The sequence below is a fragment of the Blautia sp. XA-2221 genome (assembly GCF_028767025.1).
In the GTDB taxonomy this organism is placed as follows: domain Bacteria; phylum Bacillota; class Clostridia; order Lachnospirales; family Lachnospiraceae; genus Blautia_A.
On the sequence record NZ_JAJQXX010000001.1, the window covers coordinates 154,099 to 168,055 of the forward strand.

Here is a 13,957-nt window from a genome sequence, read left to right on the forward strand (position 1 = left end):
TGTTTTGTATAAAATCCGTTCTTTTGTTGCAATAACAGGATCTTTCTCTTTTACATTATCACGGTTATCCGGAAATTACAAGATTTCTTCCTTGATAAGCTTCAAAACCGCCGATCACAGACCGGGTTTTGTACCCTTTTTTTACAAAAAGTCTTGCGGCAGCCATACTTGAACCTCCCCGCTGACAATAAAAGATCAGAAGCTTTTCCCGGGGGAGCTCCCGGTACTGTTCAAGCTGACTGTAAGGACAGTTTACCGCGCCGCGTATATGACTTTTTTTATAAAGGGTCGCTTCGCGGACGTCTATGATCAAAGTGTCGGAACGGTCTACATAATAATCCAGCATTTTTGCTGAAATGGTTTCAATGGGAAACATTTGAGCTTTCCTTTTTTATTTATTATATGCAGAAAAAAGGACGGAGAGACAGATCAGTACACAGGTCAGGGCGGATGCGGCATCTGCCGGCATCCGCCCTGACGGTACGATTTTATAAGAAGGGAGAAACGCTTGTTTTTTGTTGATTTTTGGCTTTAGTATCTGTCGGAGAAGCAGTTCTGCTCTTTGTTATAAGCATTTGATGTCTTATTTTTAGAGCTGTTTTTGGAAGCGTTTTTGGAGCTGTCTTTTCCGCAGTTCTGTGCGCTCTTTTCAGAGGCTTTCTCTGTGTTGCTGTTCATGTTTTTGTTTTCTGTTTCATAATTTTTTGCCATTTTGATTTCCTCCTGGTGTAATGTGTTGAATACTGCCGGAGCTAACCGGCTGTATTTGTCAACTTGTTTATTACACTGTCTATTATGTCAAAAAGTTGTAATAATATTCATGAAATCATATTGCTTTTTTTTCCAGTTTATATTATAATCTAATCTGTAAAAAGAATTTACCCTTCAAAAATTTTTTTTACATAACCCCTTATTTAATTATTTATACTCCCCTCGAAACACCCGGTAGCTCCCCTACCGGGTGTTTCTCTATAAAAAAGTGAAAATCAGTTTGGAACGTTCGGACTGCAATGCAGATTATGCATGATATTTCACTTAAAATGCTGCACGAGTCAAATACAGCAGAAGGTGTATGGGAATGTAAGAAGAATTTTTGTAAAGGGTTGGAGTTTCGGTGTAATGAAGGAGACTATGTGTATGAAAAAAATGAAAAATGTAGCAGCAGTATTTTTAGCCTGTTTTCTGGCAGTGGGAAACGGTACAATTTTATGGGCAGCAGAAGACCGGGCAGAGGTTCAGATAACTCAGGAAGAAGAAACTCAAAGTATCATATCCCAACTGACCGGACTTCCCTATATTGGCGGGCAGCGTTTTGATACGCCGTTAGTCATGCAGGGTGAAATGATGGAACTTCAGAATGTTGATGAGCAGGGAATTCTTGGATGTCTGAAGTGGGACTTTGACAATGATAACAGTGATGAAATTCTGGCAGTTACTTATGGACCAAGTGAAAGCTTTGGGGCAGAAAATAAATGTGTCAGGGTAGCCATGTATGAATTAAGTGTGGATACCTGGATGGCTTCTGATATGTTCGAGCTGGCAGAATATGATCGGGAAGGAAGGTTTAAGGACCTGGCAACGATATCTGGTTCTAATATGACCGCTTATGAAGGAAATTTATTTTTGCGAAGGGTAAACGGACAATATCAGTTTTTTTATGAATATAATGCTTCGCCTAAATATCTGGCGTCAGGCACAGAGTGGTATCTTAAAGGATATACATATGATGGATCCAATTTCTCAGTGATAGAGAATACCTTGAATATGGCATATGCAGGTTCAGGTCCGGAGGCAGACGCTTTGTTTCATTTGAATCCGGATTCACAGAGCTCGTATGGACAGAGTATTGCTAATATCATAAAAAGATATAAGGAATTAGGATTTCAGGTGGAGCAGATAGGGGGAGATGGAGAAAACTTCTACTCAACAGCCAGCCAGGATCCAAACTGCCATTCACTTGTAAGATTCCTTCGCGGTGATAATCTGGATGGTGAGTCTGTGTATGAAAGGTTAAGAGCAGAGGGACGATTGGATGGTTTCTGGATTGATATTGAGGATAACACTTCATCTATCCGGGACATTGGGGATCAGGCACAGACAGAAGAGGAACTCACTGATTCAGATACAGTATCTGTTTCCGGGTGCTATGAGGAGTTTTTAAAAACAAACCATGCGGGAGATTATTATACTATCGTGGAAGCCGGAGAAAATCAGGAATCTATATTAGTTGTGGCAACCGGCTTTTCTGAAAGGAATGAGGATATTTACACACCGGAGCTGGGATATGATATTGTTATTTATGGAACTGACGGCGGAGCTGTGCATCAGATTGGGGAGCCTCTGCATTTGAGTGAGTCATCAGGTCCGTGGTATTTTTACGGGAATAAGCTTATCTGTAATTCCAGAAAAGGCGGGTATTATACGGTGGATATTACCGGAGATACCTATACACAGAATATACACCATGATGGAAGCAGCTCTGACTGGAAGCCTCTGTCTCTTCGGAAAAACAGAGGAGCTGCAGGCGAACAGACACAGCCGTCTACGGAAGACACTACCGTATCGGGACAATATATACTGCCTGACAGTAATAGCGAATATCTTACAGAAGAGATACTGATCAGTAGGGGGCTTACAAAAGAACAGCTGGGACTGGCGAGAAATGAAATTTTTGCCAGACATGGTAGGATGTTTGACACACCGGAGATACAGCAGTATTTTGATTCCAGGTCATGGTATGCTCCCAGGTATGCGCCGGCAGAGTTTGATGCAATGGGAGACGGTATTTTTAATGAATATGAAAAATATAATATGGAATCAATCAAAGCTCTGGAGGATAAGCTTGGATAATTGTCCAGCCTGTTTTTTGTGAATGTTTCAGACAGTAATTTTTTGGTGAAAACAGTCCGGGAAGATGTTATAATAAGAAATGATCGTAATTGTTCACGGATTGCGGGATGGGAACAGCAAATGATTGAAACCCGCAATCAGTTTATTGACTAAAGTAAAAAGAGGAGAACAGCAATGGATGTTCGTGAATTTCAGGAAAAACTTAAAAAAATGCAGGCTCTGGGCAAAGAGCAGGGCGGAAGCCTCAGAGCTGAACAGATCAGGGAAGAATTTTCGGACAGTGATCTGAACAGCAGCCAGCTTGTTAATGTGCTTAAATATCTTACCGGACAGGGAATCCTGATAGAAGGGATTGAGACAGAAACTGACGGAACAGATGCTCAGGAGGAAGTGCATCAGGTTCCTCTGACACAGGAAGAGGAGGCTTATCTGAAAGAATATCTGGAAGGCCTTCCTGGAGAAGAGGATTTGCCGGAGAGCGCACAGCTTTTTGAAGAACTTAAAAGCGGAAGCGCAGACGCTGTACAGAGCCTTGCGGCCTGCTATATGCGTGGGGCAGCTCAGCTTGCGGTAGAAATGAACACAGAAGATATCTTTATCGGAGATCTGATCCAGGAGGCGAATGTGAGTCTTGTACAGGCTCTTGGCGCTGCCGGAGAAATCCTTCGCAGTGAAGAATGGCTTCTGGAACAGATTCGTGAGGGAATCCGAAAAGCATGCAGGGAGCAGAGCCAGAGGAAATTTGAGGATGACAGTCTGGTAGCCAGAGTAGAAAAACTGGAAAATGCTGTGAGGGAGCTTTCTGAGGATGAAGAGGACGGAGAAAGCGCATTCAGCGTAGGAGAACTTGCGGTGATCCTGGATATGGACGTAGAGGAAATCCGTGATACTCTTCGCCTTACAGGCGACGACAAGTGATCGGAGCCTGTGACTTATATGCCGGAATTTCAGATATACAGGATCAAATATTATTCATAAAGGTGATTGGAAATGTATTCTGATGGTGCTGCTGTGAAGAGCGTGAACAGTAACCGCTTTATATACCTGTCAACAGCGGCAGGTTGTAATCAGGTGTCATTTATGGTAGAATAATCGGAACGGGAGGTGTTTTTATGCAAATCAGAGAATCGGCGGAGGATTATCTGGAAGCAATTTTAAGGCTGTCCCAAAAGGGCGGAGGAGTAAGGTCTGTGGACATTGCAACAATGCTGTCGGTTTCAAAACCAAGTGTGAGCCATGCCATGAAGCTTCTCAGAGAAGACGGTTACATTGCTATGGACCGTTACGGAACCGTCACTCTTCTGGACAAAGGCGCAGAGATTGCCAACAGGATCTATGAACGTCATACAGTTCTCACAAAAATGCTGGAGAATCTGGGAGTTCCTTCAGAGATTGCCAGAACTGACGCATGTAAAATGGAACATGACATCAGTGATGAGAGCTTTGCAAGAATTAAAGAACGTCTGATCGAAAACGGTCAGCTGGATTAAAAAACATCCGAAGCTGTTTCAGGAGAAACGGTTTCGGATGTTTTTTGCAGGAACAGATTTTAAAGATTAAAGAAAAATGTAATCAGGATCGGCACAAAGAAGGAACAGAGGATTCCGTTGAGAACAGCCAGAACCACAGTTTCCTCATTTGTGTATTTCAGGAGCACAGGAAGAGTGGTATCTTCGCTGGTGGCTGCTGCCGGAGCAATACAGGTATAGTTGTTGAGTCTGGATGCAATGATAGGAATCAGGAAAAAGGAAAAGAATTCTCTCATCAGATTGCTCATAAATGCAATACTTCCAAGCTCTGCGCCTCCCAGACGGGTGATCGTGACTCCTGCAAGGCTGTACCATCCCATTCCGCTTGCCACAGCAGCGCCTTCTGTCGGGGAAATACCCAGGATCACAGCGCAGATCAGTCCTCCGATTATAGAGCCGATAGTAATGCCAAAAGGGATAATAAGGATTTTCAGATGATACTGACGTATTTTTTTGAGGATCCCATTATGCATTCCGATGCTGATCCCAACAGAAAACATCAGTATGTATAAGATCATATCGGAGTGCCGGCTTAAAAAGCTGACAGGTGCGGGATTAAAACCGGACAGACCGCAGAACAGACCCAGCACCAGGGCCAGCAGTGTAAATAAAACGATCATTTGTTTTCTCCTTCTGAATCTGAATGTTTTTTCTCCATAAAGTGTTTTGTCAGTACATAGACAAGAATAATGGAAACCAGAGTGGGTATCAGAAAGAACAGGAAGCTTTTCAGTCCCAGGGATGACAGTTCACTGAGAAAGTTTTCTTTTTGGCCAAGCATGACACCCATGGAAAAAATAAGAAGAAGGGTACACAGCATGGCAAGACGTTCATTCCATTTTTTGATTCTTCCTGTCATGAGAAAACGTCCGATCAGGATTCCTGCGCCCATGACAATAAAAATTTTCATAACAGTTCTCCTTCCAAGTCATATAAAAGACATTATATCATTTGCGGAATCCCTTTACAATGGAGAGTTTACGCAAAAACAGCACAGGCTCTGAATATTTATCATAAGCCTGTGCTGTTGTCATCCTAAAAGGATATGTTGACTGCAATCTGAGATATCACAGTGTGAATAGCAGTTGTCTGAACTGTGTTTACAGTATGTTTGATATCGGAGCTTATACCTGCTCATTCTTCTATAAGAAGATGTATTTCAGTATAAACAGTACAGCCAGAACGTACATCAGGATACTGATCTTCTTTTCTTTTGCCTTTCCGCTTACGAGGTTGATTACCACATAAGAGATAACGCCCATTGCGATACCTTCGGAAATGCTGTACATAAACGGCATTGCAATGATTGCGATAAAGCATGGGATTGCTTCTGTGTAGTCATTAAAATCAATTTTGGTAATGGATGTGAGCATTAAAAATCCTACCACGATCAGGGCCGGTGCCGTTGCAAAGGCTGGGATAGCCAGGAAGATCGGGGACAGGAACAGGGACAGTCCAAACAGTATGGCTGCCACAATGGCAGTTAGACCGGTACGTCCGCCTTCAGCTACACCAGAAGCACTTTCTACAAAAGTAGTAACAGTAGAAGTACCGCAAACTGCACCTACGGAAGTTCCGACTGCATCAGAGAGAAGAGCGCCTTTGATCTTCGGGAGCTTTCCGTCTTTGTCAAGCATATCTGCTTTGGAAGCCACACCAATGAGGGTTCCAAGAGTATCAAACATGTCTACGAACAGGAATGCAAACATGATGACAACAAAGTCAAGACTGAACACAATGGAGAAATCCATTTTCATAAAGGTCGGCGCCATGCTTGGAACGCTGATTCCGTTGGAGAAATCAGGAAGAAGACTGAAGAAGCCCATTTCCGGATTCGGAACATAAAGTCCGGCGAACTGGCAGATGATGCCAAGTCCCCAGGTGATCAGGATACCCCACAGGATGCTTCCCTTAATATTTTTTACAAGAAGGATGGCTGTAACCAGAATACCGATGAGAGCCAGTAAAACAGTGATTCCCATGGTGTTAAAAGTTCCGTCTTTTACAGCGCTTTTAAAAGAAAATACACCTACCAGTGTGGAGTCATTGTTTACAACGATTTTTGCATTCTGCAGACCGATAAATGCAATAAACAAGCCAATTCCCACAGAAACTGCGTGTTTCAGATTCATTGGAATGGAATTGAAGATTGCTTCACGTACGTTGGTAAGGGACAGAAGGATAAAAATCAGACCTTCCACAAATACAGCGGCCAGAGCCTGCTGCCAGCTGTACCCCATACCCAGAACAACGGTGTAGGTAAAGTAAGCGTTTAATCCCATGCCCGGCGCCAGAACAAACGGGTAATTGGACAGCAGAGCCATCAGGCAGGTTGCGATAAATGCAGACAGCGCAGTTGCGGTAAACACAGCGCCTCTGTCCATTCCGGAAGCTGACAGAATGTTGGGATTTACTGCCAGGATATACGCCATGGTCATAAACGTGGTGACACCGGCAATGACCTCGGTACGTACATCTGTTTTGTTTTCTTTCAGATGAAAGATTTTGTCGAGTTTCATAATGATACCCCCTTTTTATAAAATATATTGCTAAAATATTTCCGTACCGGAAACATATTTGCCATTGATACAACGGGCATCTGACAGGTATGTGAGGCGTTCCAGCCGTTCTCTGACGGTAAGAGGCTGCGGATGTGGATAATAGGTATCGTCAAGGATGACCGCATCAAATTCATAACCCTCAAGAAAACTTCCGACTTTTCCGAAAAATTCTCCTCCGCCCATAGTTGCCATATAAAATGCTTCTTCAAAAGTAAGAGGCTTTCTATTGTTATCTATATACCTCCAGTGAAGTTTTGATACCTGAATCGAGTCTGCGACTGCCCGGAGCATGGAAAGAGAATGACCTCCTGCGATATCAGTTCCAAGTCCTGTATGGACGCCTTCTTCAAGATAAAGCTTTACAGGGGCGATGCCTGAGGAAAGGTTGATATTGGACTGAGGACAGTGAGCAACGTATACGCCCTGAGCTTTCATAAGCTGTATTTCTTTTTCCGGGCAATAAACACAGTGTGCCATAATGGTGGGACAGCTTTCTCCGCCAAAAAGCTCAAACTGGTGATAAGCATCTCCGTAAAATCTGCTTTCGGGGCAGAGTTCCTGTACCCAGGAAACCTCTCCGGGATTTTCGGAGAGATGGGACTGAACAGGAAGCTTATAGCGCTTCTGGATTTCAGCCAGCTTTTTCATCAGCTCATCTGAGCAGGAGGGGATAAAGCGTGGAGTCAGGATCGGTTTTACATTCTGATATTTTCCTGTACAGGAATCAAGCCAGCGGATGGTGTCAGAAGCAGAAGCTTCCGGACTTTTTTCCTGCAGAGTGTCCGGACCGTTGCGATCCATGTTGACCTTTCCCACAAAGGTTTTCAGTCCGGTTTTTTCCAGAAGTTCCATAAGAATATCTGTTGCCTCTACATGGAGAGTACCGAAAATACAGGCTCTTGTTGTTTCGCTTTTTTTCAGGTCTTCAGCAAAAATAGTGTAGGCTTTGCGAGCGTAGTCCTCATCTGAGTATTTGGACTCCTCGGGAAAAGTGACTGTGTTCAGCCAGTCGAGAAGTTCAAGATCCATGGCCATTCCCCGGAAGCTGTACTGGGGAGCATGAAGATGAAGGTCTGTAAGTCCCGGAATGATCAGGCTGTCTCCAACATCTCTTACCGGGATTCCCTGGAATTTTTCAGGGAGAGAGGGAAATACCCCCACACACTTGCCGTTTTCACAGACAAGATAGGCATGTTCGTTGGAAACAAGTGTGTTTTTATCTGTGCTGAAGCAGACATTTCCTTTTAGTGCAAAAACAGAATTCTGTTTCATATAGCTTACCTTCCTTTCTTTTTTGCAGCCAGGGAGGTTTTTTGCAAAAAAAATCCAACTACCTGTTTGGGGATACCCTGAATAAAACTTATAGGCAACTATTATGGTAGTTGGTAGAAACGTCCAACCGATTATGGACTTATATAAGTCGCTGCAAATACCTTTATTATTTATTTTATATTATATATGGAAAGAAATTTTCTGTCAATTAAAATTAAGCAATTTGAACTATCGGAAATGCAGAAAAGCACAACTGAAATTTGTGCAAAATGTTTAAGGAAAAAACACAAGAATTTCTCTGGCAAGAAAAACATATCCGTGATAGAATGTGACGTATCGGAAATACCGACAGATTCCGGGAAAGGCTCCCGGACAGGATACATGAAACCAGTCAGAAAGACACAGAACCTGGATGGAGGGATATTTTTGGAATTTAAAAAAGAAAACATGAAAAACTGTATGTATCTGATTCTTTTTACGGTACTTTTATATGTGGGACTGCAGAATCTGGATGTTGTACTTGATTTTTTTATGAGGATCGTCGGTCTGTTTTTCCCGTTTCTTGTAGGAAGCGGAATTGCCTTTGTTTTAAATGTTCCCATGCATTTTATTGAAAGAAATGTATTTGGCAGAGGAAAGTGGAAAAACAGCAAGATCGTCCGCAAGATTGCCAGACCGGTAAGCCTTGTGCTTGCGATACTGGTAGCGGCTTTTGTGATCTTTATTGTTGGAAACGTAGTGATCCCTGAGCTGGGACGGACCGCAATGGGACTGGGAAGAACTATTGAGCGGGGAATTACGAATATCACGGTATGGATTGATGAGAATTGTAAACAGGATTCTGCTATTGCAGAGTGGGCGAATTCTCTTGAGATAGAGCCGCAGAAAATGCTGGATTCTGCTATGGAAGGACTTCAGAGAGGTGTGAACAATATTCTTTCCTCTACGCTGACAGTAACACTTGGAATTGTAAATACTGCCATGAACTTTGGAATCGGCTTTGTTTTTGCCTGCTATGTACTGCTTCAGAAAGAAAAGCTGATGGTTCAGACAAAAAAAGCTCTTTATGCGCTGTTTCCAAGAAAAGCAGTCAAATATGTGCTTCATGTATGCTCTCTGGCAAATGATATTTTTTCCGGATTTGTTACCGGACAGTGTATTGAAGCTGTGATCCTGGGAACTATGTTTTTTGTAACAATGACCATATTCCGGTTCCCGTATGCGATGCTGGTAGGCGTTCTGATCGCATTTACAGCGCTGATTCCTGTTTTTGGCGCATTTATCGGATGTGCAGTAAGCTTTATCCTGCTTCTTCTGATAAATCCGGTTCAGGCTGTACTGTTTCTGATCCTGTTCTTTGTACTTCAGCAGATTGAGGGAAATCTGATCTATCCTCATGTTGTAGGGGGATCTGTGGGACTTCCTTCTGTGTGGGTGCTGATGGCAGTTACCATAGGCGGAAGTCTTATGGGAGTTGTAGGTATGCTGATATTTATTCCGCTTGTGTCAGTGATCTATGCGCTGTTCCGTGAGTGGATGTACAAAAGACTGAAAAGCAGAAATATACAGATAAACGGATAATTTTCTGTATACAAGAATAAGGACTGCTGACAGCAGAAGTCCGTGGATGTGTTCCGGGACTTTGCTGTCAGCAGTCTTTTCTTTTTTATGATTATTTATTGTTTTTGTTCTGTTCTGCTTCCAGAAGCTTCATGGCGCGAACTTTCAGCGGAAGTCCGAAGAGTGTAATGAAGCCGTCTGCATCATGGTGATCGTACATATCGCCAGTAGTAAAGGAAGCAAGAGATTCATTATAGAGGCTGTATGGAGAAGTGGTTCCTGCTTTTATGATATTTCCCTTGTAAAGCTTCAGTTTTACTTCGCCAGTTACATATTTCTGAGTGGACTCTACAAAAGCCTGAATTGCTTCACGAAGAGGTGTGAACCATTTTCCCTCGTAAACAACCTGGGAGAACTGGCTGCCAAGTTTTTTCTTTGCTTCCATAGTATCACGGTCAAGAGTCAGCTCCTCAAGCTGGTCGTGAGCAGCCATGAGAATGGTTCCGCCGGGAGTTTCATAAACGCCTCGGGATTTCATTCCTACTACACGGTTTTCTACAATATCAACGATTCCGATTCCGTTTTCTCCGCCCAGACGGTTCAGCTCAGTAATGATCTCAGATACTTTCATTGCCTTGCCGTTCAGAGTTTTCGGGATACCTTCTTCAAAGGTCATGGTGATCTCTGTTTCCTTATCAGGAGCTTTCTGAGGAGTTACCCCTAATACAAGCATATCGTCATAGTTAGGCGCCTGGGAAGGATCTTCCAGCTCAAGACCTTCATGGCTGATATGCCATAAGTTACGGTCACGGCTGTAGCTGTGGCGTGCATCAAATGGAAGATTGATTCCATGCGCCTGGCAGTAAGCCAGCTCATCTTCACGGGACTGCATGGTCCATACGTCAGTCATACGCCATGGAGCAATGATCTTGATGTCAGGAGCAAGGGCTTTGATTCCAAGCTCGAAGCGGATCTGGTCATTTCCTTTTCCGGTAGCGCCGTGGCAGATAGCGACAGCATTTTCTTTCCGTGCGATCTCAACCAGTTTTTTTGCGATTACCGGACGTGCCATTGCGGTTCCCAGAAGATACTGGTGTTCATAGACAGCGCCTGCCTCTACACACGGCATAATATATTCATCGCAAAATTCATCTACAATATCTTCAATATATAATTTGGAAGCTCCGGAAAGCTTGGCTCTTTCATCAAGTCCGTCCAGTTCATTTCCCTGTCCGCAGTTAATGCAGCAGCAGATAACATCATAGTTAAAGGTTTCTTTCAGCCACGGGATCAGGGCTGTGGTATCAAGACCGCCAGAATATGCCAAAACAACTTTTTCTTTCATAATAGAGTTCCTCCTGTTTATGTATCATTTTAAATTATTGTTCAATCAGTTAAAGTCCGGAACAGGTATGTTTCCGTGACAATGGATAATATACAATATATTTCATAAATATGCAATACCTAAAATGAAAAAATTTTAAAAAGATTTTTTCTGATATCACTAAAATATAGGAAATAATCAATTTATATAAACGAAATAAGGAAAAAATAGTAGGTATTATGAAAAAATAATTCTTGCATATTATGCATATAAGATGTATAATACTATCATCCTGACGGAAACGGAATAAATATTCATCCGGGAAGACATGACAGATGGAAAAAGGAGGAGATCTATTATGATAAAAGCAGGGATTATCGGAGCGACCGGCTATGCAGGCAATGAGTTGGCAAGACTTTTGCTGGGCCATAAAGAAACAGAAGTGGTGTGGTATGGTTCCAGAAGCTATATTGATAAGGAATATGCGGGAATTTATCAGAACTTTTTTAAGCTGGTAGATGCAAAATGTATGGATGATAATATGGAAGCTCTGGCAGATGAAGTGGATGTGATTTTTACGGCAACACCTCAGGGACTTTGCGCTTCTCTTGTAAATGAGGGGATTCTTTCCAGAGCGAAGGTGATTGACCTCAGCGCGGACTTTCGTATTAAAGATGTAAAAAAATATGAAAAGTGGTACGGGATTGAGCACAAAGCTCCGCAGTTTATGAAAGAAGCCGTGTACGGGCTCTGTGAGATCAACCGTGAAAAGATCAAAGGAGCGCGGCTGATCGCTAATCCGGGATGTTATCCAACCTGTTCCACACTTTCCATTTATCCCCTTCTTAAAGAGGGAATGATCGATCCGTCTACGATTATTATTGACGCAAAATCCGGAACATCAGGCGCCGGAAGAGGGGCAAAGGTGGATAATCTTTTCTGTGAAGTAAATGAAAATATCAAGGCATACGGCGTTGCTACCCACAGACATACGCCGGAGATCGAGGATCAGCTTGGTTACGCCTGTGGGGAAGAGGTGATACTGAATTTTACCCCGCATCTGATCCCGATGAACAGAGGAATCCTGATCACTGCCTACGCTTCTCTGAAAAAAGAAGTTTCCTATGAGGAAGTGAAGGCTGCCTATGATAAATATTATGAAAAAGAACAGTTTGTCCGTGTGCTTGATAAGGACGTATGCCCTCAGACAAAGTGGGTGGAAGGAAGTAATTTTGTGGATGTAAACTTTAAGCTGGATCCCCGTACCGGACGTATTATTATGATGGGAGCAATGGACAATCTGGTAAAAGGCGCAGCAGGTCAGGCAGTTCAGAATATGAATCTGATGTTTGGCTTTGATGAGGCAGAGGGACTTCGGCAGATCCCTATGGTGCCGTAAAACAAAATATAACGATCAAACACTGCAGGCACAGTGTGTGACAGAAAGCGGAGAAAATCTGAAACCGGAAGAGCGGTGTGTATTCCGGAGCGGGAAAAAAGGAGGAGAACACGATTATGAAGATAATTACAGGCGGTGTAACAGCGGCAAAAGGATTTCAGGCAGCCTCCACAGCAGCCGGGATCAAATATCAGGGAAGAACGGACATGGCAATGGTATACAGTGAGATTCCATGTAAGGCGGCAGGAACCTTTACCACCAATATCGTTAAGGCGGCTCCGGTAAAATGGGATCAGGATATTGTATACAATCAGCCGGAGGCTCAGGTAATCATCTGTAACAGCGGGATCGCCAATGCATGTACAGGCAAAGAAGGCTTTGCATGTTGCAGGGAAACTGCGCTGGCGGCAGCAAGAACCCTTAAAGTAGATCCGGACAGTGTGCTTGTGGCTTCCACTGGCGTGATCGGAATGCAGCTTCCGGTTCAGAAGCTTGCGGCTGGTGTAGAGGCTATGGCGCCGGAGCTTGACGGAAGTCCAGAAGCAGGAAATCAGGCAGCAAAAGCCATTATGACAACAGATACTGTAGAAAAAGAGGCGGCGGTACAGTTTGAGATCGGCGGAAAAACAGTGACAGTGGGCGGTATGTGCAAGGGCTCCGGAATGATTCATCCGAATATGTGTACCATGCTTGGATTTGTCACAACAGATGTGAATATTTCCAAGGAACTTCTGCAGGAGGCTTTAAGCCAGGACGTAAAAGATACCTATAATATGGTTTCTGTAGACGGTGATACCTCAACGAACGATACCGTTCTCCTTCTGGCAAACGGCATGGCGGGAAATCCGGAGATTACAGAAAAAAATGAAGATTATCAGAACTTCTGCCAGGCGCTTAATTATGTAAATACTCAGCTTGCAAAAAAAATAGCAGGAGACGGAGAGGGAGCTACAGCTCTTTTTGAGGTGAAGATCATCGGGGCAAAAAGCAAAGAACAGGCAGTGACGTTAAGTAAATCAGTAGTTACCTCATCTCTTACCAAAGCGGCTATTTACGGTCATGATGCAAACTGGGGACGCATTCTCTGCGCCATGGGCTATTCGGGAGCGCAGTTTGATCCGGAAAAGGTGGATCTGTATTTTGAGAGTAAAGCCGGAAAGATCAAGATCATTGAGAACGGTGTCTCCACAGGCTACAGTGAGGAGGAGGCAACCAAGATCCTTTCTGAGGAGGCAGTAACAGCTATTGCAGATATTAAAATGGGAGATTGTACGGCAACTGCCTGGGGCTGTGATCTTACTTATGATTATGTAAAGATCAATGCGGACTACCGTTCCTGATCCAGGAAATAAATGTAAAATAAGAAAGACTCTGGCGGATATTCAGATCTGTCAGAGTAGCGGCTGGTTATGGCTGGCTGTACTACAGTGGTGGATAAAAAGGTTGGAAAGAAGAGAGAAAA

13 protein-coding genes and 1 riboswitch are annotated in these 13,957 nt (G+C 43.4%); of the genes, 6 read left to right on the plus strand and 7 right to left on the minus strand.

All coding sequences use genetic code 11. The features are described 5' to 3' along the window. Positions 1–64: 64 nt before the first annotated feature. Together LU279_RS00750 and LU279_RS00755 are read right to left on the minus strand one after the other, a co-directional pair. Positions 65–376: a rhodanese-like domain-containing protein gene (locus LU279_RS00750; protein ID WP_274420066.1), complete on the minus strand. Its 312-nt coding sequence runs from the start codon at positions 374–376 to the stop codon at positions 65–67. A gap of 155 nt (positions 377–531) precedes the next feature. Then, positions 532–711, minus strand: coding sequence for a hypothetical protein (locus LU279_RS00755; protein WP_274420068.1), 180 nt, complete (start codon positions 709–711; stop codon positions 532–534). A 426-nt stretch (positions 712–1,137) separates the two neighbouring features. Here LU279_RS00755 and LU279_RS00760 point away from each other — a divergent pair, with 426 nt between their 5' ends. The 3 genes from LU279_RS00760 to LU279_RS00770 all read left to right on the plus strand — a co-directional run bounded on the left by LU279_RS00760 (position 1,138) and on the right by LU279_RS00770 (position 4,340). Continuing rightward, entirely contained in the window at positions 1,138–2,850 is a 1,713-nt protein-coding gene (locus LU279_RS00760; RefSeq protein ID WP_274420070.1) for a YARHG domain-containing protein, read from the plus strand. A 174-nt stretch (positions 2,851–3,024) separates the two neighbouring features. Further along, complete coding sequence (locus LU279_RS00765; protein ID WP_274420071.1) at positions 3,025–3,768, plus strand: RNA polymerase sigma factor region1.1 domain-containing protein; 744 nt, start codon at positions 3,025–3,027, stop codon at positions 3,766–3,768. 194 nt (positions 3,769–3,962) lie between these two features. After that, a complete protein-coding gene (locus tag LU279_RS00770) occupies positions 3,963–4,340 on the plus strand; it encodes a metal-dependent transcriptional regulator (protein ID WP_274420072.1) in 378 nt (125 codons plus the stop codon). Positions 4,341–4,399: 59 nt separating this feature from the next. On the opposite strand, the gene LU279_RS00775 is transcribed toward LU279_RS00770, so the two are convergent. From LU279_RS00775 to LU279_RS00790, 4 genes are all read right to left on the minus strand, one after another. After that, positions 4,400–4,999, minus strand: a complete 600-nt coding sequence (locus tag LU279_RS00775) for a lysine exporter LysO family protein (RefSeq protein WP_274420074.1) — start codon at positions 4,997–4,999, stop codon at positions 4,400–4,402. After that, positions 4,996–5,289: a LysO family transporter gene (locus tag LU279_RS00780; protein ID WP_274420075.1), complete on the minus strand. Its 294-nt coding sequence runs from the start codon at positions 5,287–5,289 to the stop codon at positions 4,996–4,998. The genes LU279_RS00775 and LU279_RS00780 overlap by 4 nt, the downstream gene beginning before the upstream one ends. Before the next feature lie 232 nt (positions 5,290–5,521). Continuing rightward, complete coding sequence (locus LU279_RS00785) at positions 5,522–6,898, minus strand: NCS2 family permease (RefSeq protein WP_274420077.1); 1,377 nt, start codon at positions 6,896–6,898, stop codon at positions 5,522–5,524. A gap of 30 nt (positions 6,899–6,928) precedes the next feature. Beyond that, positions 6,929–8,212 carry an amidohydrolase family protein gene (locus LU279_RS00790; RefSeq protein WP_274420079.1) on the minus strand — a complete coding sequence of 428 codons (1,284 nt, stop codon included), beginning with the start codon at positions 8,210–8,212 and terminating at the stop codon, positions 6,929–6,931. A gap of 71 nt (positions 8,213–8,283) precedes the next feature. Beyond that, a riboswitch (purine riboswitch) is annotated at positions 8,284–8,379 on the minus strand. Between the two features lie 259 nt (positions 8,380–8,638). Between LU279_RS00790 and LU279_RS00795 the strand changes: the two genes are divergently transcribed. Further along, on the plus strand, positions 8,639–9,793 hold the full coding sequence (locus tag LU279_RS00795) for an AI-2E family transporter (RefSeq protein WP_274420081.1): 1,155 nt from the start codon (positions 8,639–8,641) through the stop codon (positions 9,791–9,793). A 91-nt stretch (positions 9,794–9,884) separates the two neighbouring features. Here the strand turns inward: LU279_RS00795 and LU279_RS00800 are convergent, their stop codons facing one another. Next, a complete protein-coding gene (locus tag LU279_RS00800) occupies positions 9,885–11,117 on the minus strand; it encodes an argininosuccinate synthase (protein WP_274420083.1) in 1,233 nt (410 codons plus the stop codon). Positions 11,118–11,454: 337 nt separating this feature from the next. Between LU279_RS00800 and argC the strand changes: the two genes are divergently transcribed. After that, complete coding sequence (argC, locus tag LU279_RS00805) at positions 11,455–12,495, plus strand: N-acetyl-gamma-glutamyl-phosphate reductase (RefSeq protein ID WP_274420085.1); 1,041 nt, start codon at positions 11,455–11,457, stop codon at positions 12,493–12,495. Positions 12,496–12,611: 116 nt separating this feature from the next. Next, the gene (gene argJ / locus LU279_RS00810; RefSeq protein WP_274420086.1) at positions 12,612–13,835 is read left to right on the plus strand and encodes a bifunctional glutamate N-acetyltransferase/amino-acid acetyltransferase ArgJ; all 1,224 of its coding nucleotides are present in this window, start codon (positions 12,612–12,614) and stop codon (positions 13,833–13,835) included. Positions 13,836–13,957: the final 122 nt, after the last annotated feature.

Coding starts and splice junctions, on each gene's coding strand:
- LU279_RS00750 (WP_274420066.1), bottom strand. CDS start 376: ATGTTTCCCATTGAAACCATTTCAGCAAAAATGCTGGATTATTATGTA.
- LU279_RS00755 (WP_274420068.1), bottom strand. CDS start 711: ATGGCAAAAAATTATGAAACAGAAAACAAAAACATGAACAGCAACACA.
- LU279_RS00760 (WP_274420070.1), top strand. CDS start 1,138: ATGAAAAAAATGAAAAATGTAGCAGCAGTATTTTTAGCCTGTTTTCTG.
- LU279_RS00765 (WP_274420071.1), top strand. CDS start 3,025: ATGGATGTTCGTGAATTTCAGGAAAAACTTAAAAAAATGCAGGCTCTG.
- LU279_RS00770 (WP_274420072.1), top strand. CDS start 3,963: ATGCAAATCAGAGAATCGGCGGAGGATTATCTGGAAGCAATTTTAAGG.
- LU279_RS00775 (WP_274420074.1), bottom strand. CDS start 4,999: ATGATCGTTTTATTTACACTGCTGGCCCTGGTGCTGGGTCTGTTCTGC.
- LU279_RS00780 (WP_274420075.1), bottom strand. CDS start 5,289: ATGAAAATTTTTATTGTCATGGGCGCAGGAATCCTGATCGGACGTTTT.
- LU279_RS00785 (WP_274420077.1), bottom strand. CDS start 6,898: ATGAAACTCGACAAAATCTTTCATCTGAAAGAAAACAAAACAGATGTA.
- LU279_RS00790 (WP_274420079.1), bottom strand. CDS start 8,212: ATGAAACAGAATTCTGTTTTTGCACTAAAAGGAAATGTCTGCTTCAGC.
- LU279_RS00800 (WP_274420083.1), bottom strand. CDS start 11,117: ATGAAAGAAAAAGTTGTTTTGGCATATTCTGGCGGTCTTGATACCACA.
- argC (WP_274420085.1), top strand. CDS start 11,455: ATGATAAAAGCAGGGATTATCGGAGCGACCGGCTATGCAGGCAATGAG.
- argJ (WP_274420086.1), top strand. CDS start 12,612: ATGAAGATAATTACAGGCGGTGTAACAGCGGCAAAAGGATTTCAGGCA.